This is a genomic window from Sphingobacterium faecale (assembly GCF_016746095.1).
GTDB classification, from domain to species: domain Bacteria; phylum Bacteroidota; class Bacteroidia; order Sphingobacteriales; family Sphingobacteriaceae; genus Sphingobacterium; species Sphingobacterium faecale.
The window spans coordinates 357,713-381,287 of the sequence record NZ_JAERTY010000002.1 but is presented as its reverse complement, the minus strand read 5'-3'; the positions used below and the strand labels follow the sequence as shown (position 1 = coordinate 381,287).

General features: G+C 40.2%; 18 protein-coding genes. 7 read left to right on the top strand and 11 right to left on the bottom strand.

What is annotated here, in order from left to right; translation table 11 throughout:
• Positions 1 to 17: 17 nt before the first annotated feature.
• The 3 genes from JKG61_RS04645 to JKG61_RS04635 all read right to left on the bottom strand — a co-directional run bounded on the left by JKG61_RS04645 (position 18) and on the right by JKG61_RS04635 (position 7,040).
• Positions 18 to 1,979 (bottom strand): RagB/SusD family nutrient uptake outer membrane protein, encoded by a 1,962-nt coding sequence (locus JKG61_RS04645; protein WP_202101809.1) that lies wholly within the window; start codon positions 1,977 to 1,979, stop codon positions 18 to 20.
• Between the two features lie 11 nt (positions 1,980 to 1,990).
• Positions 1,991 to 5,098, bottom strand: a complete 3,108-nt coding sequence (locus JKG61_RS04640; RefSeq protein ID WP_202101808.1) for a SusC/RagA family TonB-linked outer membrane protein — start codon at positions 5,096 to 5,098, stop codon at positions 1,991 to 1,993.
• A 949-nt stretch (positions 5,099 to 6,047) separates the two neighbouring features.
• Positions 6,048 to 7,040, bottom strand: a complete 993-nt coding sequence (locus JKG61_RS04635) for an EamA family transporter (RefSeq protein WP_202101807.1) — start codon at positions 7,038 to 7,040, stop codon at positions 6,048 to 6,050.
• Between the two features lie 149 nt (positions 7,041 to 7,189).
• Here JKG61_RS04635 and JKG61_RS04630 point away from each other — a divergent pair, with 149 nt between their 5' ends.
• Positions 7,190 to 7,651: an Lrp/AsnC family transcriptional regulator gene (locus JKG61_RS04630; RefSeq protein ID WP_202101806.1), complete on the top strand. Its 462-nt coding sequence runs from the start codon at positions 7,190 to 7,192 to the stop codon at positions 7,649 to 7,651.
• Between the two features lie 117 nt (positions 7,652 to 7,768).
• Here JKG61_RS04630 and JKG61_RS04625 read toward each other — a convergent pair whose 3' ends face one another.
• The 6 genes from JKG61_RS04625 to JKG61_RS04600 form a co-directional block, all read right to left on the bottom strand.
• Positions 7,769 to 7,984, bottom strand: coding sequence for a heavy-metal-associated domain-containing protein (locus JKG61_RS04625; protein ID WP_202101805.1), 216 nt, complete (start codon positions 7,982 to 7,984; stop codon positions 7,769 to 7,771).
• A gap of 35 nt (positions 7,985 to 8,019) precedes the next feature.
• Positions 8,020 to 10,239 carry a heavy metal translocating P-type ATPase gene (locus tag JKG61_RS04620; RefSeq protein ID WP_202101804.1) on the bottom strand — a complete coding sequence of 740 codons (2,220 nt, stop codon included), beginning with the start codon at positions 10,237 to 10,239 and terminating at the stop codon, positions 8,020 to 8,022.
• 101 nt (positions 10,240 to 10,340) lie between these two features.
• Positions 10,341 to 13,697, bottom strand: a complete 3,357-nt coding sequence (locus tag JKG61_RS04615; protein WP_202101803.1) for a DEAD/DEAH box helicase — start codon at positions 13,695 to 13,697, stop codon at positions 10,341 to 10,343.
• A 29-nt stretch (positions 13,698 to 13,726) separates the two neighbouring features.
• The gene (locus tag JKG61_RS04610; RefSeq protein ID WP_202101802.1) at positions 13,727 to 14,593 is read right to left on the bottom strand and encodes a DUF808 domain-containing protein; all 867 of its coding nucleotides are present in this window, start codon (positions 14,591 to 14,593) and stop codon (positions 13,727 to 13,729) included.
• Between the two features lie 68 nt (positions 14,594 to 14,661).
• Complete coding sequence (locus JKG61_RS04605; protein ID WP_202101801.1) at positions 14,662 to 15,213, bottom strand: NADPH-dependent FMN reductase; 552 nt, start codon at positions 15,211 to 15,213, stop codon at positions 14,662 to 14,664.
• Between the two features lie 66 nt (positions 15,214 to 15,279).
• Complete coding sequence (locus tag JKG61_RS04600; protein WP_202101800.1) at positions 15,280 to 15,780, bottom strand: DUF2480 family protein; 501 nt, start codon at positions 15,778 to 15,780, stop codon at positions 15,280 to 15,282.
• Positions 15,781 to 16,002: 222 nt separating this feature from the next.
• Here JKG61_RS04600 and JKG61_RS04595 point away from each other — a divergent pair, with 222 nt between their 5' ends.
• The 6 genes from JKG61_RS04595 to JKG61_RS04570 all read left to right on the top strand — a co-directional run bounded on the left by JKG61_RS04595 (position 16,003) and on the right by JKG61_RS04570 (position 21,229).
• The gene (locus JKG61_RS04595) at positions 16,003 to 16,635 is read left to right on the top strand and encodes a helix-turn-helix transcriptional regulator (RefSeq protein WP_202101799.1); all 633 of its coding nucleotides are present in this window, start codon (positions 16,003 to 16,005) and stop codon (positions 16,633 to 16,635) included.
• A gap of 136 nt (positions 16,636 to 16,771) precedes the next feature.
• Positions 16,772 to 17,185, top strand: coding sequence for a 30S ribosomal protein S12 (gene rpsL / locus JKG61_RS04590; protein WP_002993550.1), 414 nt, complete (start codon positions 16,772 to 16,774; stop codon positions 17,183 to 17,185).
• A 19-nt stretch (positions 17,186 to 17,204) separates the two neighbouring features.
• The gene (rpsG, locus tag JKG61_RS04585; RefSeq protein ID WP_022829265.1) at positions 17,205 to 17,672 is read left to right on the top strand and encodes a 30S ribosomal protein S7; all 468 of its coding nucleotides are present in this window, start codon (positions 17,205 to 17,207) and stop codon (positions 17,670 to 17,672) included.
• Between the two features lie 128 nt (positions 17,673 to 17,800).
• Positions 17,801 to 19,924, top strand: coding sequence for an elongation factor G (gene fusA / locus JKG61_RS04580; protein ID WP_202101798.1), 2,124 nt, complete (start codon positions 17,801 to 17,803; stop codon positions 19,922 to 19,924).
• A gap of 141 nt (positions 19,925 to 20,065) precedes the next feature.
• Entirely contained in the window at positions 20,066 to 20,371 is a 306-nt protein-coding gene (rpsJ, locus tag JKG61_RS04575; RefSeq protein WP_013667229.1) for a 30S ribosomal protein S10, read from the top strand.
• Between the two features lie 141 nt (positions 20,372 to 20,512).
• Positions 20,513 to 21,229: a 3-ketoacyl-ACP reductase gene (locus JKG61_RS04570; protein WP_202101797.1), complete on the top strand. Its 717-nt coding sequence runs from the start codon at positions 20,513 to 20,515 to the stop codon at positions 21,227 to 21,229.
• Between the two features lie 61 nt (positions 21,230 to 21,290).
• On the opposite strand, the gene JKG61_RS04565 is transcribed toward JKG61_RS04570, so the two are convergent.
• Both JKG61_RS04565 and JKG61_RS04560 read right to left on the bottom strand, forming a co-directional pair.
• Positions 21,291 to 21,926: an outer membrane beta-barrel protein gene (locus tag JKG61_RS04565; RefSeq protein ID WP_202101796.1), complete on the bottom strand. Its 636-nt coding sequence runs from the start codon at positions 21,924 to 21,926 to the stop codon at positions 21,291 to 21,293.
• 340 nt (positions 21,927 to 22,266) lie between these two features.
• Positions 22,267 to 23,502, bottom strand: coding sequence for a TCR/Tet family MFS transporter (locus JKG61_RS04560; RefSeq protein WP_202101795.1), 1,236 nt, complete (start codon positions 23,500 to 23,502; stop codon positions 22,267 to 22,269).
• Between the last annotated feature and the right edge of the window lie 73 nt (positions 23,503 to 23,575).

The window sequence follows — 23,575 nt, the reverse complement described above, 5'->3', positions numbered from 1 at the left end:
ATAATCTATACAATCCCTTAATTAACCCAGCCAGGGTTCTGAATTAATTTACTATTAGTATTCATTTCGTTCAAGTCTATTGGCCATAGGTAGTCCGTAATGGTAAATCTACGCTGCTGTTTCACATCTAAAACGAAGAAAGTTTTGGCATCCTTACCATCCGTATCCCATCCCCACATAGGCGAAGAAAAGGCTTGTCCCGCACGTTTATAACGCCACATATCCCAAAAACGCAATCCCTCAAATGCAAATTCGATAGAACGCTCCTGTAGGATAATATCACGTAATCCTTCTTGGCTTAGATGCTTATTAGGATTACGAGCAAGACCGCTGTTCCCCCAAGACTCCTGCACATCCGGAATTCCTGCCCTCTTACGGATCTTGTTAATATCAGTGTACACATCTTCACTAGGCCCATAGTATTCATTCATTGCTTCTGCTCGCATTAAATACAAATCAGACATACGAATTAAAGGTAACGGATACTTGATAACACGTTGCCAATAGCCAGATTGAGACTCAGGATGTGTCAACTTCTGAACCCCGATTCCTGATGCAAAATAATCACTTGGAGAGTACGTTGCACTCCTGCCTCCATCCGTATTATAATAAAACTGTGTGTTGATGCGCACCCCATGACCTCGCCAAAAACCACCCGTAACACCTAGATTGGCGTAAAACCGAGGTTCTCTTCGCAAATAAAGATTAATGGTCTCTCCTCCAGGCTGCATATATCCTTGGAGCGGTTGATAATCACTATCCTCTATACCTGGCAAACGTACAACTTCATGCTTACCATTCATATCATAAGTTAAATCTTCATCTATCGGCAGTCCATTTTCTGTATAGTAGCGCTCTGCCATTTGATAAGATGCACCTAGCCATTGGAATGAAAAAGAAGCACTATTGGCTAGACCGTCTCCATACCCTGTCGGTAGCCTAATAGCAGCAGCAGACCCTAATCCTGCTGAACGATAGCTGATTCCAGACATCCCCCAAACAAGTTCTTTATTCCAAGGGTCGGTAATTACCATGCGAAGATCATATAAAGTTTTCATCTTGTCTGGATTTTTCTCAAAAGCCTGTCGATCAAAAATAAACGGTTCCTTTTGATAAGTATACATCCCCAATCCATTACGCTCTGAAATTGCGATCGCTTCATTGATAGCATCCAGTGCAGTTTTCCACTTTTCTTTATCATAGGACAAAGGGAAAAAAGGTTGCCCATCAGCGTTGACAAAATCTCCGAAAAACTCCATGTTACCATTAAAAAACGGACTAGCCTGATAAACCATAATTCGAGCTTTCATTGCCATTGCAGCAACTTTATCAATCTGCCCCAAATCACTATCAAGAACACGTTCTTTCAAATCTGGGATCGATTCATCAATGAGACCTAGTATAAAACTAAAACTCTCTTCGACCGTAGACCTAGGAATAAAAAGCTCTTCTTTAGTGGACTCAGGACCTGCTGTTTTCTTCATAATAACAATAGGGCCGTAATGACGAACCAACAAAAACGCATAATAGGCCTTTAAGAATTTAACTTGTGCGGACCATTCTCTCTTTTCCTGATCGGTCATGTCCTTAACTTTACCTATATTCTCTAAAAATACGTCAGCCTGACGCATAGCCTCATAAAGTGGCTTGCCCGCGCCAGTTCCTGACCAATAGCCTATCTGAGGCGATGTCTGTGATTGTAAGCCTCTCATAATACGCATACCACGCAGATATCTATCATCGTTGTTCAAGTCCAAACGCGCCAGCCACTCATCACCCAGCAACCAAGAACTGCCATGGGTGATATCATCACCTGGTATATAACTATAAACCTTGGCTAATGCATCGTATGCATCTTGCTTTAAATTAAATATATTCTCTAACTTCAGCGTATTATCCGGTACCACATCCAAATATTTGGTACAGCCCGAAAGTGTCAGAGCTATGCCGCATGCTGCGACCAGTACAACTTTTTTCATCTTCATTCTCATTAAAAAATCAATTGAAAACCTACATTAAAACGTCTGTTAGGAGGATATCCTAAACCTTTACTTCCCATCTCAGGATCCCATAGTTTAAAACTGCTCAGAACGAGTACGTTTTGAGAGCTAAAATACAACCGGGAGCCTTTTTTGATTCCGAAACGTTCTAGTCCTTTTGGACTGTAACCAAATTCTACGGACTTCAGACGTAGAAATCCGCCGTCTCGCAACCACCAAGTTGAATTGCGGGTATTATTGGTCATAGCATTGGTTGATAACCGTGGCCAAAATGCATGAACATTAGGATTAGTCTCACTCCAGTAATCTTTGGCTATAATAGCCAATGCATTACGATGATCCACAAATGGCGCTATCCCACTATCACTTGCATTGATAAAAAATGAAGTGCGCGCATTCCCTTGAAAAAAGAAGGAAAAGTCAAACGCCTTATACCCCATAGAAGCCCCGAATCCATACTGAATCTCCGGAACTGTAGGGTACCCAATAGGTACCATATCATTCGAATTGACGATACCATCACCATTCACGTCCATATACTTAATGTCACCGGCACTATACTCTCCAAAATCCTGCTTCGGAGAATTGTCTACCTCATGCTGATCGACAAAAAGACGCTCAGCGATTAAACCACGGGGTTGATTGATATTAGTACCTATACGCTTGAGATAGGTGTCCGAATAATCTTTCTCATCAAGCGCGACATATTTATTAGTGGCATAAGTAAAATTACCACGCAAAGACATCCAAAAATCCTGACTGAAAGTCTTATTAAATTCTACCATACCATCAAACCCCTGTGACTTGACTTCTCCGACATTCCCACTGATGGATGCTTCTAAACCAGCAGTAGAAGGGAAATTCTGACGGATCATATAGATTTTACTACGATAGTCTCTAAAAAAGTCACCTTCAATTCTCAACCCCCCATTAAAAAATCCCATTTCAAAGCCCAAGTTTATTTTCTCAGACTGTTCCCAAGTGATATCTGGATTAGCGTACCTATTCGTACTATAACCATAATATTCATTATTAAATGTACTGCCCCAGGTATAACCCGCGCCGCCTAAGGTAATATCTGACAGGTAGAAGAAACGCCCTGCGCGTCCGGCAATCGCATCGTTACCAACAATACCCCACGTACCTCTCAATTTAAAAGTGTTCATTACAGGACGGATATTATCCCAAAATTTTTCGTTGGAAATCATCCACCCTCCACCTATAGAAGGAAAGAATCCATAACGCTTGTTTCCTGTAAATTTTTCAGAACCATTGTAACCGTAAGCAAACTCAGCAAAATAACGATCGCTATAACTATAGGAAAAACGGCCCGAGTTTCCCATATTACGCTCTGGTAAGGTTTCGTAAATAGAAAAACTATTACCTGCAGTCAGTAACTTCTCTTCCATCATACCAACTGTCATTGCTGAAACAGTATGGTTACCAAATACACGGTCCCAGTTAAACCGAGCTTCGAAGTAAAAATGTCCATTGGAATTACGACTCGGAATAACATTTCCTAAATAAGGTTTTCCTCCAGTAGGATTAAGCAATAGTAGACTATATTCCCCTGTCACCTGATTATACTTGTCAATATCGTAATAATAGGGATCATAACTTCTACGCCCAGCGTAACGTCCCCAGGTTGTTGCTGAAGCCTTCCCTTGAAATTTAAGCCCTTTAGTGAAAAAATCTAAATCCTGAAATAGAGTCGCTTGGGCAATCACATTATTCTCATTGCGATCTTCGTACCCCCTTACCATTTCTGCATAAGGATTGGGCATCAGCCCGCTCTCCGTATATTTATTACCGAATAGAATGTGCTCGGAATACAAATTTGCTGCATCGGGTAAATAATAGGGTGCAAAATCGACTGGGTTAATATTCATTACCCTATTAAAAATACTGGTTGCAGAATGAAATGGACCATTGTATTTTTCATACCTTGCCTGAATCCGTGTATCTAATTTAGTCGTTGGGCTAAGCTTAAACACTACGTTGGTACGAACATTATAACGACCGATATCAATATTATTATTAAAATTATTTTTGTTATCAACCTTCAACAACCCAGACTCTTTATCAGCTCCAAAAGCAACATAGTAAGTAGCAACCTGCCCGCCACCGGAGATATTCAGATTGACCTTTTTGTTACTCACCGACTTGTTAAATAAATAATTGTACCAATCGACATTAGGGTACAACATCGGATCTTCTCCATTCATTGTCGATTGAATTTTTTGCTCAGAATAATAGGGTTCTAAAAGAGGTGTTCTTGTGGTCCTCGCTTCATTGTATAACCTCATATAGGATACCCCGTCAACCATTTCAATCTGTTGCACAGGCGCAGCGATGTGATAATCCACACGGGCACTCAATTTGACCGGCCCTTCTTTTCCAGATTTGGTCGTAATCATAATGATACCATTAGCACCACGCGCACCATACAATACGGTAGCTGAGGCATCCTTAAGCACAGAGAAAGACTCGATATCATCCGGTTGAAGACGAGCTAGGTTGTCCGTAGTAGATTCAAATCCATCAATTAGAATTAATGGAGAGGATTGGTACCCAAAGGTGGTCACACCCCGGATGAAAAACTCAGCATTATCCGCTCCTGGCTCTCCCGAAGGAGAAAATGCAATCATACCGGGAATCCGGCCAGCAAATGCGGAAGTCAGGTTAGATGAAGGCACCTGTAGATCTTTGGTATTGACTGTAGTAATAGCTCCTACAATACTGGACTTCTTCTGCGTACCGAAGGCAACTACCGTAACTTCGTCAATCTCGGACTCGTCTTCAGAAAGTTGAACTTCGATTACGTTTCTGTCATGTACGGGTTCTAACATCAAGTTATAACCGACAAACTTAAACTCTAATGTGTCTTTTGCCGAACTCAGGAGAGAGAAACCCCCATTTTCATCCGTCGATACAGTAGTGCGTTTAAGCTTAGAAAGAACACTTACTCCTGCAAGTGGCTTACCTGTTTTCAAATCCTTTACGATACCTGACACATTTCTTTCTTGCGCCTGCACTGAAGTGCTACAAAAATAGGAAATGGCCAAAAATACCCATAAAACAATGTAACGTATTTCCATATATGATAACTATTTGGTTTAAATTTTACATGAGACGAAATTTCCTGAAACCCTACAACATTTGCATTCAAGCAAGAAAACTTGTTAAAAGCAAAAAAGGAATACATATTTAGAGGTTAATAAAAGTGGTTAAAATGGTTAAGTTTACAACCCCTTTATTTTCAAAAACTTTCTTATCTCTTCATTTTATATTATCTAAAATCCTGACGAACAAAATCTGCTGCAAAACTAATCTTCAGGTATTAAAAAGGAACAAACTCTGAGTTAACAAAACATTAAGCATTCCCCCTAAAATAATCGCTGTAAAGAAAATCAACATCATTAAACAGAAAAAACATCGGATCCATCATAAAATATTTAACATTGGTATAGCTTCTCGTAAAATACAACAACTTGAAGTAATACGAAACTAAAACAACAGCAAATTAAAAACAATTAAAGTAATTACAAAACTTATTTTAACAAAAAACGAAAAATAAACTAATTTTTAGAGTCTAAAAAACATACTTTACTTACTTTTTTAACAAAGATTATCGTACCCGATACACCAAAAGGCAGATTTATCACAGTTCGAAACAAAACGAAATTTTTTTCACGATTCAATAGCTTTAAGCATTTTCGTTATATAAAACCACCCACTTAATAAAAATACAGCATCAGCCAAAAGATCGAATGCATCATTTATCACCAAAACCTTGATCCTGACATTGGGAATTTTGTTCTTTTTCCTTATGGGCAAGAGAATAACGACATGGAATCGTCAGAAATTAGAAGTACCTATCGAACGTCCCGTTCTGATTGTAAGCTATGTAGGTTATGTGACGAAAGAGATAGCGGTTACGGCATCGGAATTAAAGCGCTATCGATCTCCACGATCCATATTTCACGCTAACTATCAGGCATTAATCACACTTGTATTTAGGTATTTTGACCAGTGGAACACCAGTACTCAACTTTGTTCCACTGGTAAACAATTTGGTTTACGTATGTCTTCGTTACTAGATATTGAAGTCACAGACGGTATCCTATGACTCCCACCGCTATCTAATCTATTTTTATGGGTACTATCTGAAGACAGATTGATATAGATAAGTGCTATAAACAATAGTGCTATACCGATCAACTGTGTGAACAAAATCTGCTCGTTAAGAACGAAAAATGCACACAATATAGCTGTTGGGAGCTCTAATGTAAGGAGTATGGCACTCAATCCAGGCCCAAGCTTGGGCATCCCTACGCTAAAGCATATAGGTGGGATTACCGTACCGAATATCGCTAAGAAAAGCCCCCATTGAAAAAGGCCTCCATCAATATGGGTACTGTAATATAAGGAATTGCAGTTGATCAAAAAAATAGCAAGGGTAGAACCTGTCGTCATCAGAGCCCCCTTTTCCAAGAAATGCATCCCTTTACCCAATTCGCTGGTGAATAGAATATAAAAACAATACAAGACCGCAGAAGATAATGCCAGAGTAATGCCCAGCAACGAGAAGTCCTTGGTGGTAAACCCAGTAAATCCGCCTGCTAGAAATGTTGCAAATAGGATAAAAGCAGCAGCTCCCAGCTGCTTGAGATGCGGAGGTCGACCTAACACCATCCACTCCGCAAACATGCTCATCCAAGCCATCTGCATGAGTAAAACTATCGCCAGAGATGCTGTTATGTACTGCACCGAAAGATAATATAAATAAGTAGCAATCCCCATACAAGCTCCAGCCAAAAGAAGCTTACAGCGTACAGCTGCTGTTGGTAGATCGTCTTTTTTCCCACTTCGGAGACGCTGAACAAAAGAAGCAATCCAGAGAATTATAGTCCCAACAACCCCTTGAATAAAAGTTACCTCCGCAGCGCTGTATCCCTGTCCATACGCTACCTTAGCAAAGGAAGATAACATTCCATAACTCAATGCACCAAGAGCAACAATCCACACGTACCTGTTCATAGTTTAATTCTGTACGGACAAATCTATCAAATACTGTTTTACAACCAACAAACAAGTTTCAAACACAAATATAATCCATGAAATAACCTATTTTTGGGATTTAAAACAGAAAACAGTAGATAAAACAGGTCATATTCGGAATAAATACAATGGAAAAATTAAGCAGCCAAGAAAAAGCACTATTGAGGGAGCTCCAGCGGAATGCAAAATTTGACATCAATGAACTGACAGAACGCTTGCATATGTCCCGCACATCGGTTTACGAACGGATAAAACGACTGGAACATGAAGGTTACATCAAAGAGTATGTCGCCATCTTGGATCAGGAAAAAGTCGGGCTAAATTTTACGGTCATCGTCAATGTATCCCTGATCAGCCAGCAAAAGGTACATGTAGATCGTTTTTTGGAACAGATTACGGCCCTCGATGAAGTTATGGATGCCTACGTAACAGGAGGTATATTCGACATCGTACTAAAGGTGGTGGTGAGCAGCCCTGAGGCCTACAACGCATTTGCTTCAGGAAAGCTATCGGCCATACCGGAAGTGAGTAAGATTCAGAGTTCCTTCGTCATGCGCTATATCAAACAGACTACGGCATTACCATTTTAGGTATTAGGGAAAAAGAATGTCTAGGTAAAATAAACAGGAATCTAAAGCCAATATCTATAACAAAAAAGGGGGGGGCCATAATTCACTTATGAGACCCCTTTTTTCCATTTGTTAGCATTAAATCTGCTCGATATTAAAACCTGCTTCTTTGACTGTAGCGATAATTTTATCTGCGTCGATATTGGTAGAATTGACAGTAAGGATTTTATCCCTATTTGCCGTATCTACTTCCCACGATTCAATTCCCTCTGCTTTATCCAGATAAGGGGTAACCTTAGTGACACATCCGCCACAGTTGATATTAGTTTTAAATTGAAATTTTTGAGTTTCCATATTATACTTGATTTATTGTTGTTTAAAAATGATTTCTATTTTTTGATCTTGAGCCACAAACTGTTGCTCACCACACTAACACTGCTTAATGCCATAGCTGCTCCTGCAATCATCGGATTTAACAAGAAACCATTGATGGGATAAAGCAGCCCCGCGGCTAAAGGGATACCGATCAAATTGTATATGAATGCCCAGAAAAGATTCTGTTTGATCGTTGCCACGGTCTGTTTGGAGATTTTTATCGCCTGAGGAATTTTCAGCAGATCGGATGAAATAATGGTCATCTTGGCTACATCCATAGCGATATCAGATCCCTTGCCCATCGCAATACTTACATCGGCAGTGGCTAGTGCACTACTGTCATTAATACCATCTCCCACCATCGCAACGATGTGCCCCTGTGCCTGTAACTCCTTTACAAATTCGGCTTTTTGATGAGGCAACACCTCTGCCCTGTAAGTCGTAATACCTGTCTGCTCCGCAATAGCCGCTGCAGTCGAAGTATTGTCGCCTGTCATCATATAGACCGTAATCCCCTTGCTCTGTAATGTCCTAATAGCCATTTTTGAGTTTTCTTTCACCTTATCGGCTATAGCCATTATTCCCAACACTTTACTATTCGTTGCAAACCATATCACTGTCTGCGCCATAGCTGCCCAAGATGATGCTATTCTAGCGACCTCTTCGGGAACCTCCACTTGATGTGCAGACAGCAGTGCAGGATTGCCCACTAGATAAAGCTCTCCATCTAATACCGCTTCCACCCCCTGTCCAGTAATACTCTCAAAGCGTTCCAGAAGCAGTGAGCTATAGCCTTCCAAATGATGCACAACAGCATCAGCCAAGGGGTGTTCTGATTTTCGTTCGATCGAAAACAAGATCTGCTTATTCTGTATATTGTCCTCCACCCAATACTCGGACATAACCTTGGGCTTTCCTTCGGTTATCGTCCCTGTCTTGTCCAATACTACTGCTGTAATATTTTTGGCCAACTGTAAACTTTCGGCATCTTTGATCAATATACCGCTTCCAGCGGCTTTGCCCACACCGACCATAATCGCCGTTGGTGTCGCCAGCCCCAAAGCACAAGGGCAGGCTATCACTAAGACTGTAACGGCAGAGATCAGCCCCATCACCCAAGCGTGCTCGCCACCAAGCACAGTCCACAATAGAGCCGTGACTACAGCAATACCGATGACAACAGGAACAAAGACACCTGCGATTTTATCCACCAGCTTCTGTACAGGTGCCTTAGAGCCCTGGGCATCCTGCACCATACGTATAATCTGAGCCAGCATGGTGTCCTTACCAACTTTTTCTGCGGCAAATTGAAAACTTCCTTTTTGATTAATAGTACCGGCATACACTGGCTCTCCCTCTTTCTTCTCCACGGGAAGAGGTTCCCCACTGAGCATACTTTCGTCCACAAATGAGCTACCAGTTATAACCCGACCATCTACCGCAATCTTTTCACCAGGTTTGACCATCACGGTATCACCGACCAAGAGCTGTTCTATAGGAACAGTCTTCTCCTCTCCCATAGGCAATATGACCAATACAGTCTTAGGCTGTAGGCCCATTAATTTTTTGATAGCGGTGGAGGTATTTCCTTTTGCCTTTTCTTCCAATAGCCTTCCTAATAAAATAAAGGCAATAATCACTGCCGCTGCCTCAAAATAAACATGAGCCTCTATACCGCGTGACATCAGATAGTCCATCGCCACCATGTTAAAAAGACTAAACAAGTAGGCTATACCTGTACTCAATGCGACCAGTGTATCCATATTGGCTTTCCTATGCTGCAACTGCTTCCAAGCATTCACAAAGAAATCTTTACCAAACCAAAGCACAACAGGTGTTGAAAACACCAGCATGGTCTCATTGGCATAGGGTATATTCATGAAAAACATACCGATAATGACTACCGGTAAGGATAGCAGAACCGCACCAATAGTCTTACGCTTTAAATCGGCGTATTTTTGTTCATGGAGCTCCTCTAATATTTCCTGCTGTTTATCTTCTTCTTCGATCAATATGTCAAAACCTATTTCTTGCAGCGCCAGTTGCAACCTTGTCGGGTCTGCTTCTCCCTCTCGAAAACTGACGGTAACGGTAGCCGTAGCAAAATTAACCGAGGCATCTATAATTCCTTCCACAGTCTGCGCCATGCTCTCGACACTCGAGGCACAGCTGGCACAGCTCATATTGAGTACTGGGAAAGATTTTTTTATTTTTTTTGACTCTATAACTTCCATAATTGCATGTTACTATTTAACAACACAAAGGTGGACAATTGCAATACAATAATTTTATAGTATTTGGAGAATGTGTTATACAATTATGGGAATAAATTAATCTAGCTCATCTTGCTCACTAAGGATAATAAATCTTGTTTGGAAAGATTGTTGAACCAAGTCACCTCACTCTCGATCAGATCACCAGCAAGCTTTTGTTTACGACGCTGCAAATTCATTATTTTTTCTTCAATTGTATGATTACAGATCAGTCGTACTGCCGTAACTTTTTTATCCTGTCCAATGCGATAGCTCCTATCGATTGCCTGATTTTCGACCGCAGGATTCCACCAAGGATCAACGAGATACACATAATCTGCTCCTGTCAGATTAAGTCCTATCCCCCCAGCCTTTAAACTGATCAGAAATACACGTATTGAGTCATTCTGCTGAAATTCCGAGACAATGGCCTTACGGTTTTTCGATTGACCGGTCAGATAAGTATAAGTAATACCGTCGTCGTTGAGACGTTCTTTTATCAACTCCAACATACCGACAAATTGAGAAAAAACTAATATTTTGTGAGCATGCATCTTACTTTTGATCTGCTCCAAAAGAACCTCAATCTTGACACTATGAGCTGTCGAATACCCTTCCTGCAACAATGCAGGAGAGTTGCAGATCTGCCTGAGCCTCGTCAGAGAGGCTAAGACATGGATACGCTCTCCATCTAAAGTATCCGAGTCGGTCGAATTAATATAGCTACGCACCTCATCCTCATAACCCGTATAAATGTCCCGCTGTGTATCATTCATTTCACAATAGATAACGGTCTCCGTCTTTTCTGGTAGCTCGGCCATAACCTGCCTCTTGGTACGGCGTAAAAGGAAAGGAGCTATACGCTGCTCGAGCTCTACTGTCCTACGCCTAAACTCAAACTGATCGATAGGTGTGGCGTAAGTATCTTTGAAAAACTGTTTATTACCCAATAATCCTGGACATATAAAAGAAAAAAGTCCAAAAAGGTCAAATGTACTGTTCTCGATAGGGGTACCGGTCAGAATAATTCTATTGGCCGATCGGAGAAGACACACTGCTTTATAACGTTCCGAGTTGGGGTTTTTCACCAGCTGTGCCTCGTCAAGAAAAACGTATTGAAATTTTTCTTTTTTGAAGGTACTAATATCCGACACCAATACACCATAACTCACCAAAACAACATCATAGGCAGCAAAGCTTTGCTCCTGTCGCTTATATCCCCCCACATTATAGTTAAGGATGCGCAGACTTGGTGCAAATCGCATCAGTTCATTTTCCCAATTAAATAGAAGTGAGGTTGGTACAACAATCAGATTAACCCCAGACTCATACTTTTCCTTGATATAGAGGAGAAAGGTAATGATCTGCACTGTCTTTCCCAGCCCCATATCATCCGCCAGACACCCTCCAAAACCGAATCTATCCAAAAAACAAAGCCAATTGAATCCTTCATGCTGATAATTTCTTAAAGTAGCCTGCAGCCCACGGGGAATGGTTATCTCAGGAATCGCCCTTGCTTCTAAAAAATCGTATTGAAACATGGTCAATTCTTCGCGTACCTCGTGAGCCAAAACCTCCTGCTCAAAGTATTGAGATACTTCAGAAAACCGCACTTTGGGGATATGCAATAGTTCTTTCTCAAGATACCCCAGACTAAAGTATCTACTAATCTTATTGATCCATTCGTCGGGCATTACTCCTAAAGTTCCGTCATCCAGCTCCACAAATTTACTTTTATTCTTAAATGCACGTTGTACCTGTCTAAGTTTCGCTGTCTGATCTCCAAAGTTTATTTTAACGTGTACATTAAACCAATCCTTCCCACTATTGACTTTGATATCTATCTTGGCAAGATGTGAATTGATACGTGTACCGTCAAGCTCTTTAAATCCGAGAATGCGGATACCAGCCGCCCTCCAAAAAGCAAATGCAGATAAGAACCAGTCGGCATCAAAAAATTTATCTTTGTAAAGATAAAAATACTGTACATACTGCAACTGCTCCGCAAAGTCGGGATGCTGATTTAATACCAAAGCCGTAAAACGATCTTCATATCCGCGATCCCGGTTTACTTTAAATCTATTCCCCATGGCGTCGACTGTATACGGTTGCTTACGGGAGTATACCGGCACCTCGGTATCTCCATAACGTACAATAGGCGTGATCGAAATGATAGAGCCTTCCTTTTGAAGATAGATAATCTGCTCTATTTCCATATGCGGTACCACAGGGGACGTTGGCGAACTAGCTTTATAAATATACGCATACTCGATCTCTACATAGTCCTCTATAGGCGCTAAGAACTGGGTTTCAAATGCCTCATACCGGGAACTATGGATCAATAGTATTTCATTATTACCCTTCAAAAAACGTATAACACGCATCAGATCCGAATCCGGAACATAAATATACTGTTCTTTGAAAAGGATAAAAAAATCGCTTTTGATTGCTAATTCAGCGATGGGAACAAGTACGTCCAGTAAATATAGTACACTGCTCACTTCATAAAAAGGTTCTTTTTTAAGAACTTTAAGTTTCAACTCCGGCTTGACCACAGCTAGTTTCACAGGAAACAGACTTTTTGCAACAACACTATCAGACTTATCTCTATCATGGTAGTAAACTGACAATCCAATAGGATTGGAAGCAATCACCTGAAGAGCTAGATTTTCAATTTCGGTTGCACCTCCTTCAAATCTGTTCTGGTAACTAAGCAATGCACTCAAAAAACGAAGTGTCTCCACCGTATTGTCAAGTAGGAGCTGCCGTGCAAGATCGACCGGAATCAAAGGGTTCTTTAATTTCCACTGCTGGGTAAACTCTGCCTCAAACAATAAAAAATTAAGCTCATCATAAAAACGGTGTCTGCTCAACACCAACACCCACTTTTTCGAATCACTACGTGACAACAACGTAGGCAGAGAAGAACTATTCCTGGCAAAAGAGGGCAGCCGAAGAAAAGACTGATCAATACGCAGCAACCCTTTTTCCTTTGTAAAAAAATGGGTCTTTCCTTCTTCAAAATGAAGTTGAAAATAGGAATCCATATCTTGCTCCTCTTCAAGCCCATAGCCTTTCGCTAGACTGCGAAGTCGGTAATCCCGCAACCGATAATCAAAAAAGACACGGTAATCATCCTTCTTTAGGATAGCATCCAACACCTCAAGCTGATGAACACATAGCCTATCCGACTGCAAACCACAGGTACAGCTCAGCATTAAAACTGTACCTTTCAGGTGAACGTCAACCTCGGGATAGAATGTGCTACAGTGCTCTCTTGTAAATAAACCTTTATTCAACTCTAGAAGCAAAGGATAGACATGTTGATGACTTTCCAGATTCGCTATATTGATATCTGCGGAAAGATGGCGCAGGAAGTCATAAATAGAACATGCAGAAAAATTGACATCCTGTAAAACGAAAGAATGTAGTCCTCCCATTATTTGTATTTTTTCAAAAGCGGGATTTATTACTTTTTAAAGAGTGAAACCACTTTTTTAATCATAGTTATAAGACCGACTATAATTATACCGGCCAATAGTCCTACCAAAAACTCTTTCAGAAAGGAAGGAATAGCAGGGAACAATTCGTGCAAAAAGTGAATATTATGTACAAAAATACCGCCAGAGACCAAAATCAATGCTACGGTACCAATCACAGCCAGAGATTTGATAATAATAGGCAAGAGCTTAACTAATGTCATCCCAATATAGCCCAACAGTCCTTTATTTTCGAAACGCCGCATAAGCCTATACCCAAAGTCATCCATACGCACAATAAGTGCCACAATACCGTACACTCCTATGGTTGCTATAAGGGCTACAATAGAGACCGTCAGAATCTGTAAAGGCAGTTCCTTATCGAGAACTGTCCCAAGCGCAATAATGACGATTTCTACAGATAAAATAAAGTCGGTGGTAATAGCTGATTTTATCTTATTCTTTTCCGCCAATCCGTCATCCCCAATCCCTTCTTCAGTAGCCTGGTCAATCTGATTGGTACGATGAAAAAAATATTCTATTATTTTTTCTACTCCCTCAAATGCTAAATACGCACCTCCTAAGACCAGAATAACTTTAATTGCTAAAGGAAAAAAAACATTAAGCAGTAATGCAATCGGTACAATAATCAATTTATTGAGCAAAGACCCTTTAGTAATGGCCCACAACACCGGGATCTCTCTGGAGGCGAGAAAACCTGTCGCTTTCTCTGCATTAACAGCCAAATCATCACCTAATATACCTGCTGTTTTTTTTGTTGCAATCTTACTAGCGATTGCAACATCATCCATCAATGCGGCGATATCATCTAATATCGCAAATATCCCTGAAGCCATTTATTTCCTTTATCTTATGACTGTAAAAATATAAATTAAAGTGGAAATATAGCTAGCTGGAAACATGATTATGATTTTTTATAAAATGGAGAACACAGCAGTAATCTGACCATTTTGTCGATACGCTCTTTATATTCCAGCGTTAATTCTCCTTCGACTGTAAGCAACTGCTTACGCTGCATAGGTAAACTATATGGCAATGTCCACCCCCTTAATGCTTTGGCAACATCATCCATCCCATTAATACCCTGCATCGCCTGTACGCCATCCGCCCAACAGACCAAGCCAATCAGCTTTCCTGTCAGATAAGGTGATGGCATTTTAGCACTACACTCTAACCAGTCTAAACAATTCTTCATCACGCCGGTCATTCCTCCATGATAAAGAGGCGTAAGCCATACCTGAAGAGTTGTTTCCCTGAACATTATATTCATTCGATCAACCGCATTGGGTACTTTATTTAAAGTCGCATCAAATAAAGGAACTCCGGAATCCGTAACTCGAAAAACATCAACAGAAAGCCCTTCTGCTAAAAATATTTCTTCAAAATACTTACTTATTTTTTCCGAAGTCGCTCCCTCTCTTCGGTCTAAGGAACCATTAAACAGTAATACTCTCATTTTATTTCTTCTATTTTACCTTCTTTATATTGTTAATTTTCACTTTTTTTAACCCCTTGAGATTTGTTAGCGTTTATATATAACCTTGGGCATCCCTGCTTCGCCATACATCAAGGTGGCCACAAAAGGGCGCAGGCTATCGACAGCAGTCATAAAAATATCAGGAGCAATTTTTGGATTAGCTTTCACTACCGCTTTCTTCCCTGCCAAGTAGGTGAAGTCTGCTTTTTGGATATTAGTCCGCCAAAGGAGATCGACAACTTCGGCTGCCGGTCTATAGTCGACACGAGAGGCTATACCATAAAGTCTATCCGCAATCATAAAATAAACCCAAGTAGGAATAATGGTATCCTCGCTACAGCATACAGCTACCGCTTTATGCCGTAGAGCCTCCCAATCATAGGCACCAATCGCATCTTTAAATTCCTTTTCTCTTATTATGAGCCCCATAAACAGAAACTCTCGAATATCGAGAGAAACGACTTCTTCCAATGGGGCATAATCCATCAGATCTACCGTTACAATACCTGAAGCATGCACTTTATTTACAAAAACATTATCTTCCATACAAAACACATTTTATTTGTCAATCACTAAATAAACATACACTTAAAGAGCTAATACTATGCGTACGATATAACAATCGAAATGTATAAAATTAAAGAAACATCGAATATCCATGTTGCAAAAATGAGAAAAGGCACTTAATAAAGCAAGTTAAAACTTGTTTTATTAAGTGCCTTTTAGAAAATAGCATTACCTTTGTATCTAAATGTATAAATTGTAGCTATGAAGAAAGAAAGTGTAAACCGTATCTTAATAACGCTAAAAATGAGAGGAGAGGCTACACTTGCTCTATTAGCGTCCGAACTTAAGATTACGAAAGAAGGCGCACGTCAACATCTAAATAACCTTATTGATGCGGGTCTGGTCTCTACATCTCAACGAAGTGAAGGAGTAGGACGCCCTACTACATATTACTCGCTAACAGAAAAGGGCGTTACACGATTTCCGGATACACACGCTCAGGTAACAGTCGATCTACTAAATGCAGTAAAAAACTTACTGGGCGATCAAGCCTTGGACCTGCTTATATCCGATCGCGAACGGCAGACCTACACACGCTATGAGCAGGCACTCTCATCTTCGAACAGCATTGAAAGCAGACTCGAAAAATTACGGGATCTCCGTACAGAAGAGGGATACATGGCAGAATGGAAAAAAGAAAACGAAACCTACTACTTCATAGAAAACCACTGTCCGATCTGCGCAGCAGCCACCGCCTGTCAGGGATTCTGCCGAGCAGAATTACAGAATTTCATTAAGCTCCTAGGTCCTAAATATGAGATAAAACGAACACAGCACATTCTCGCCAAAGACAGGCGCTGCGTTTATGAAATAAAAAACATTGTCTCTAATTGACAGCCAAGGTAGCGATAGGCAGCCTAAAATTGTTGAAACATTTTACGCCATAACTATTTAGAGTTCAAAATATTCTTTATATCTTTGCGGACTTTAAAAGTATTTTAAACAAAAATTTAAAAACAAAAACAGGTAAATGCCTACTATTCAACAATTAGTTAGAAAAGGTAGAGTAGCTCTGGTAGACAAGAGTAAGTCACCAGCGTTGGACTCATGTCCACAGCGAAGAGGTGTATGTACGCGTGTATATACTACTACCCCTAAAAAACCAAACTCAGCAATGCGTAAAGTAGCTCGTGTACGTTTAACAAACGGTAAAGAGGTCAACGCTTACATCCCTGGAGAAGGTCACAACTTACAAGAGCACTCGATCGTATTGATCCGTGGTGGTCGTGTTAAAGATTTACCAGGTGTGCGTTACCACATCATCCGTGGTGCATTAGATACTTCAGGTGTAGCAGGTCGTAACCAACGTCGTTCTAAGTATGGAACTAAGCGTCCTAAACCAGGACAAGCAGCTGCAGCTCCAGCAAAAGGCAAAAAGAAATAATTAAACGGAGGAAAGAAAAATGAGAAAATCAAAACCAAAAAAGAGAATCATTTTACCTGATCCAAAGTTTAACGACGTTCAGGTAACACGTTTTGTAAATAATATGATGTTTGACGGTAAGAAATCTATCGCTTACTCTATTTTTTACGATGCAGTAGAATTAGTAGAACAAAAAACACAAGAGAACGGACTAGAAGCTTGGAAAAAAGCTTTGAACAACGTAATGCCTGCAGTAGAGGTTAAATCTCGTCGTGTTGGTGGTGCCAACTTCCAAGTTCCTATGGAAGTACGTCCAGAGCGTAAAATCGCTTTAGGTATGAAATGGTTGATTTCTTACGCTCGTAAACGTGGTGAGAAAACTATGTTCGAAAAATTAGCAGGAGAAATCATTTCAGCTTCTAAAGGTGAAGGTGCTGCTGTGAAGAAGAAAGAAGATACGCACAAAATGGCGGAAGCTAACAAAGCGTTCTCACACTTCAGATTCTAGTTTTGAAAACAACAAAACAAATATGATTACACCGATCGCTGATAAAGATTACCATCATTATCACGGTCGGTGTACTTATTTAAAGTGTTAAAATTAAACAGCCTTCCAAGGCAAACTGCAAAAATAAAATGGCAAAAGATTTAAGTTTAGTAAGAAATATCGGTATCGCTGCACACATCGATGCCGGTAAAACAACCACTACAGAGCGTATTCTGTTTTACTCTGGTGTGAATCACAAATTAGGTGAAACGCACGAGGGTTCTGCGACTACAGACTGGATGGCACAAGAGCAAGAGCGTGGTATCACAATTACGTCTTCTGCAGTAACTGTATTCTGGAACTACCGCAACAAAAAATACCAAGTAAACGTAATCGATACTCCTGGACACGTGGATTTCACGGTTGAAGTAAACCGTTCCCTTCGTGTATTGGATGGATTAGTTTTCTTGTTCTCTGCGGTAGATGGTGTTGAGCCTCAATCTGAGACCAACTGGAGATTAGCAGACAACTACAAAGTACCTCGTATTGGTTTCGTAAACAAAATGGACCGTTCAGGTGCTGACTTCTTAAAAGTAGTTAAGCAAGTTAAAGAAATGCTTGGCACGACTGCTGTTCCTCTTCAATTACCTATCGGTGCTGAAGATAACTTCGAAGGGGTAGTTGACTTAATCAACAACCGTGGTATCGTATGGAACACAGAAGATAAAGGTATGACTTTCACAGAAGTGCCTATTCCAGAAGACATGTTGGATGAGGTTGCTGAATACCGTGAAAACCTATTAGAAGCTGTTGCTGGATACGATGAGTCTTTGATGGAGAAATTCTTCGAAGATCCAAACTCGTTGACAGAACGCGAAATCCTTAACGCACTTCGTGCTGCGGTATTGGACAACGCATTCGTACCAATGGTATGTGGTTCATCATTCAAAAACAAAGGTGTACAAACGATGCTTGACTTCGTAATGGAGTTATTGCCTTCACCATTGGATCAAGAAGCTGTAAAAGGTACTGACCCGCGCAACGGTGAAGAAATCGAACGTAAACCATCTGAATCGGAGCCTTTCGCTGCTCTAGGTTTCAAAATCGCAACTGACCCATTCGTAGGTCGTTTGTGTTTTGTACGTGCATACTCAGGTGTATTAGAAGCAGGTTCTTATGTCTTGAACACGCGTTCAGGAAACAGAGAGCGTATTTCTCGTATCTTCCAAATGCATGCTAACAAGCAAAACCCAATTGAAAGAATAGGTGCAGGTGATATCGGTGCGGTAGTAGGTTTCAAAGACATCAAAACTGGTGATACACTTTGTGATGAAAAACACCCTATCGTTCTGGAAGCAATGAACTTTGCAGAGCCAGTTATTGGTTTAGCTATTGAGCCTAAAACCCAAGCTGACGTTGACAAATTAGGTATCGCTCTTGGTAAATTATCTGAAGAGGATCCTACATTCGTTGTTAAAACAGACGAAGATACCGGTCAAACTGTAATCTCGGGTATGGGTGAGCTTCACTTGGATATCTTGATTGACCGTTTGAGACGTGAGTTCAAAGTAGAGGTAAATCAAGGTGCTCCTCAGGTAGCCTACAAAGAGTCTATCAATGGAACTACTGAACACCGTGAAGTTTATAAAAAACAATCCGGTGGTCGTGGTAAATTCGCAGACATCAAAGTTGTTGTTTCTCCTATTGACGAAGATTACGACACATCAAAATCAGCTCTTCAATTTGTGAATGAGATCGTAGGTGGTGCTATTCCTAAAGAATACATTCCTTCTGTTCAAAAAGGATTCGAATCTTCATTGAACAATGGTGTATTGGCAGGCTATCCACTATCAGGCATGAAAGTTCGTTTGATCGATGGTTCATTCCACGCAGTGGATTCAGACTCTCTGTCATTTGAGCTAGCAGCTAAGATGGCATACCGTCAAGCTTTACCTAAATGTTCTCCTGTATTGATGGAGCCTATCATGAAGGTAGAAGTGTTGACTCCAGAAGAAAACATGGGTGACGTGATGGGTGACCTGAACCGTCGTCGCGGTCAGATGCAAGGTCTTGACACACGTAATGGTGCACAAGTAATCAAAGCCATCGTTCCTCTATCTGAGATGTTCGGTTATGTAACTCAATTACGTACGATCACTTCAGGTCGTGCAACTTCCACTATGGAATTTGACCACTATGCTGAAGCACCTCGTAACGTACAAGATGATGTAATCGCAAAATCTAAAGGTAAAGTTAAAGGTATCGAAGACTAATAATTGAGAATAAGGATAAAGGAGCAAAGATGAAGGTCATGTCTTTTATCTTTGTTCTTTCCGTCCTTAATCCAAAGAAAGATAAACCGATCACTGGTTGCGAATAGCTCTAATCAGTGGTCATATTAAAACAAATAAAAAATGAGCCAAAGAATCAGAATCAAATTGAAATCTTACGATTACAATTTAGTTGACAAATCAGCTGAGAAAATCGTAAAAACAGTAAAACCTACAGGTGCAGTTGTTAGTGGTCCTATTCCATTACCTACTGAGAAAAAAATCTATACGGTATTACGTTCACCACACGTTAACAAAAAAGCACGTGAGCAATTCCAATTGTGTTCTTACAAGAGATTGTTAGACATCTACTCATCTAACTCAAAAACAGTTGATGCGTTGATGAAATTAGAATTACCTTCAGGTGTTGAAGTTGAAATCAAAGTGTGATAGATTTCAGTTACTGAAAAAGAAAAGCCTTCTCGTGAGAGAGGGCTTTTTTTATGGGTACAGGTGAACTTCTCGTGTTAAATAAACGTAAACTCTCCACAAGGTGGACATAAGGATAAAAACTATTGAGTAGTTTTGTACATGGAGAATTTAAAAGGAAAGAATGCACTCATCACCGGTGGCGGTAGAGGCTTAGGTAAGGCAACTGCCCTAGCGTTTGCCAAAGAAGGCATCAACGTAGCGATTACAGGCAGGAATGAGCAACTATTGAAAGAGACCATTTCTGAGCTAAGGGCTCTTGGAGTACAGGCGACTTATGTGGTCTTTGACGTGGCTGATTTTGACGCTGTGACAACGGCTATAGCGAAATTAAACACGGACTTTGGAACATTCGACATCTTGGTCAACAATGCAGGCGTGGCCGCTTTTGGATCGGTATTGGATATGGATCCAAAGATGTGGAAAGACATTATAGAAACCAATCTATTGGGTACCTATTATGTCACTAAAGCGATCCTGCCTCAGCTTATAGAAAAGAATGAAGGAGATATTATCAACGTATCCTCCACTGCAGGCTTAAATGGCGCAGCGACTACTTCTGCTTATAGTGCGTCAAAATTTGGCGTGATTGGTTTTTCAGACTCCTTGATGCGTGAAGTACGTAAAAACAATATCCGCGTGTGTACATTAATGCCAAGTACTATTGCATCGGATATGTCCAAAGAACTGAAGCTCACAGACGGCAATCCAGAGACCGTACTACAACCGGAAGACTTTGCCGAACTGATCGTCGCCAATCTAAAATTACCGCGTAGAGCGATGCTTAAATCAGCTTCATTGTGGTCCACAAATCCATAAAAAAGAAAAATCCCGATAAGCTATGCTTATCGGGATCTTATTTCTAGAACTTCTATCCAAATTAGAATTTGAAAGTCAAACCGAATGTTGCTGTGTTAAAGAAGTTATTGAACTCGTTAACATTTGCTCCGAAAGAACTAATAGCTTTAGCGCCATCAGCATCAACTTTAGAAGTATTGTAACCAATGATGTTTGCAAATGCAAAGTTAACAGCGATTTTCTCTGTTAGGAAATAGTTCGCACCGATACCAGCGTTAACACCGAAAGTGTTTGTTTTGTCTCCTTTAACAGTAGTACCCGATGTAGTAACTTCTCCTTTAGATCCTGTGTAATCAACATTTAATTCTGCATAAGTTTTAAAACGTGATCCAACTTCTAAGAAGTAGTAACGACCGAAAACACCTGCTCCGAATGAGTTTGTTTTAACTTTTTTCTCAGCGTTCTCTTTGTAATTGTTAGTAACAGAATCATTAACGATTAAGTTAATACCCACTGCAATTTTATCAGTCACGAAATAACCAACTTTAGGGTTAAATTTGAAACCTGATACTTTCACTTCTGTATTTTTATTATCAGTTTTTCCAAAACCGATGTTACCTTCTACGATAAGGTCAGTTTTTCCAAAACCAAATTCTTGTGCTTGAGAAGCAACTGTCAAACCTGCAACAGCAGTTAATGTAAGTAAAATTTTTTTCATATCTTTTTAATTTATATTTAACACTGGCAAATGTAGAACTTTTTAAAATCAAAAAAAGAACAAAAAGTCTCCTAATTGTCACAACAACTAAAACAAGTAAATAAAAAACTAAAAATCAGCACGTTACAAATGTAACAATTGTGTTTTTTATTAAAATACAATAAATAACACCTATTTTATACAATTCAACTAAGAAAAAAGCATTAAAACGTTGACCATTATTACAAAAAGGTCAATTATTTAAAAGGTTTCAAACGAAACTATAAAATGCACCTTAAAAATCTAGATAGATTTTGATTATCAAAGTATATTCCTACAATATATCAAAATCTAAAGTGTTCTATGATCTATCGGATGTGCCTTCCTTTTGAAATTTATTAATACTAAAATAGCATAAAATCAAGCCAATAATTCCCAATGTTGCTGCTATAAGAAAAGGAATTCCCGGAAAATAAAGTGGAGCTCCTTCATTCGTAAAATAAGAAAAGGTCGATGTCATTATTGGCGGCGCGACAAAGGTAGTAAAGCCGAGTAGACAACCCAAAGCACCTTGAAGCTCTCCCTGTCCATTGTCAGGGACATTTAGGGAAATAAGACTTTGCAGAGCTGTTCCGTGAATACCGCCTATAATAAATATTATTATTCCAACGAATAATAACCATTGCACAGGAGAGAAAGCAAAAATAAAAAAACCGAATATGAGACAACAAAGACCACCGATCAGCATACTCCGCTCCCCTATCCTATCCGCAAGGAAAGCTACCCCCCACAACTGTACGATAATAGAAAGGGCACCAATAAACGCCAGAGAATACCCCACCATCGAATTATCCCAGTGAAACTTCTCTATAGTAAAGAATGACCATACGCTTTCCATGCTGTGTGTTGCCATGGAGACGAATAACATCGCGATAGCCAACGACCAAACGGCTGGCAATTTCTGTAAATGCACGAGGGCACCAAAGGGATTAGCTTTTCTCCAATCAAATTTCCTTCTATTCTCTTTCTCTAGGGACTCTGCAAAGAAAAAATATCCGAAGATAAAATTGATCAGGCTCAAGGTAGCCGCAAAAAGAAAAGGTGCGTGTGTTCCCCACTCGGCCAACACCCCTCCAATGGCGGGACCTAAAATGAATCCCGCACCAAAAGCGGCATTGATCAAGCCGAAAAACTTTGTTCGATCTTTTCCCGTACTGATATCAGCTACACAAGCTAATGCAACCGAAAAACTCGCTCCCGTGATCCCAGCGATGGTACGCCCAAAAAACAGCCACAATATATCAGGTGCAAAAGCTAAAAAAATGCAATCTATTCCGAAGCCTAACAAGGAGCTCAGCAACACTGGCCGGCGTCCGTAAGCATCACTGAGGTTACCCAATATAGGAGCGAAGACAAATTGCATAAGGGCATAACAAAAAGACAACCAGCCCCCATATTGGGCGGCGGTACTAATATCTGTATGCAATAAATCAGTCAATAGCTGTGGTAGAACTGGAAAAATAATACCGAACCCTGCGGTATCTATGGTGACCACTATCACGATAAAAAATAGCGTATATCTCTCTTTAGATTTCATATTATGAAGCAATAATAAAGAAGTTACTATATCTGATGGTATAGTATCTGTTAACAATTAATAAATACAGGAA

Bases quoted from the DNA above. Each gene is read 5' to 3' on its own strand.
- JKG61_RS04645 (WP_202101809.1), bottom strand. From the start codon at position 1,979: ATGAAAAAAGTTGTACTGGTCGCAGCATGCGGCATAGCTCTGACACTT.
- JKG61_RS04640 (WP_202101808.1), bottom strand. From the start codon at position 5,098: ATGGAAATACGTTACATTGTTTTATGGGTATTTTTGGCCATTTCCTAT.
- JKG61_RS04635 (WP_202101807.1), bottom strand. From the start codon at position 7,040: ATGAACAGGTACGTGTGGATTGTTGCTCTTGGTGCATTGAGTTATGGA.
- JKG61_RS04630 (WP_202101806.1), top strand. From the start codon at position 7,190: ATGGAAAAATTAAGCAGCCAAGAAAAAGCACTATTGAGGGAGCTCCAG.
- JKG61_RS04625 (WP_202101805.1), bottom strand. From the start codon at position 7,984: ATGGAAACTCAAAAATTTCAATTTAAAACTAATATCAACTGTGGCGGA.
- JKG61_RS04620 (WP_202101804.1), bottom strand. From the start codon at position 10,239: ATGGAAGTTATAGAGTCAAAAAAAATAAAAAAATCTTTCCCAGTACTC.
- JKG61_RS04615 (WP_202101803.1), bottom strand. From the start codon at position 13,697: ATGGGAGGACTACATTCTTTCGTTTTACAGGATGTCAATTTTTCTGCA.
- JKG61_RS04610 (WP_202101802.1), bottom strand. From the start codon at position 14,593: ATGGCTTCAGGGATATTTGCGATATTAGATGATATCGCCGCATTGATG.
- JKG61_RS04605 (WP_202101801.1), bottom strand. From the start codon at position 15,213: ATGAGAGTATTACTGTTTAATGGTTCCTTAGACCGAAGAGAGGGAGCG.
- JKG61_RS04600 (WP_202101800.1), bottom strand. From the start codon at position 15,780: ATGGAAGATAATGTTTTTGTAAATAAAGTGCATGCTTCAGGTATTGTA.
- JKG61_RS04595 (WP_202101799.1), top strand. From the start codon at position 16,003: ATGAAGAAAGAAAGTGTAAACCGTATCTTAATAACGCTAAAAATGAGA.
- rpsL (WP_002993550.1), top strand. From the start codon at position 16,772: ATGCCTACTATTCAACAATTAGTTAGAAAAGGTAGAGTAGCTCTGGTA.
- rpsG (WP_022829265.1), top strand. From the start codon at position 17,205: ATGAGAAAATCAAAACCAAAAAAGAGAATCATTTTACCTGATCCAAAG.
- fusA (WP_202101798.1), top strand. From the start codon at position 17,801: ATGGCAAAAGATTTAAGTTTAGTAAGAAATATCGGTATCGCTGCACAC.
- rpsJ (WP_013667229.1), top strand. From the start codon at position 20,066: ATGAGCCAAAGAATCAGAATCAAATTGAAATCTTACGATTACAATTTA.
- JKG61_RS04570 (WP_202101797.1), top strand. From the start codon at position 20,513: ATGGAGAATTTAAAAGGAAAGAATGCACTCATCACCGGTGGCGGTAGA.
- JKG61_RS04565 (WP_202101796.1), bottom strand. From the start codon at position 21,926: ATGAAAAAAATTTTACTTACATTAACTGCTGTTGCAGGTTTGACAGTT.
- JKG61_RS04560 (WP_202101795.1), bottom strand. From the start codon at position 23,502: ATGAAATCTAAAGAGAGATATACGCTATTTTTTATCGTGATAGTGGTC.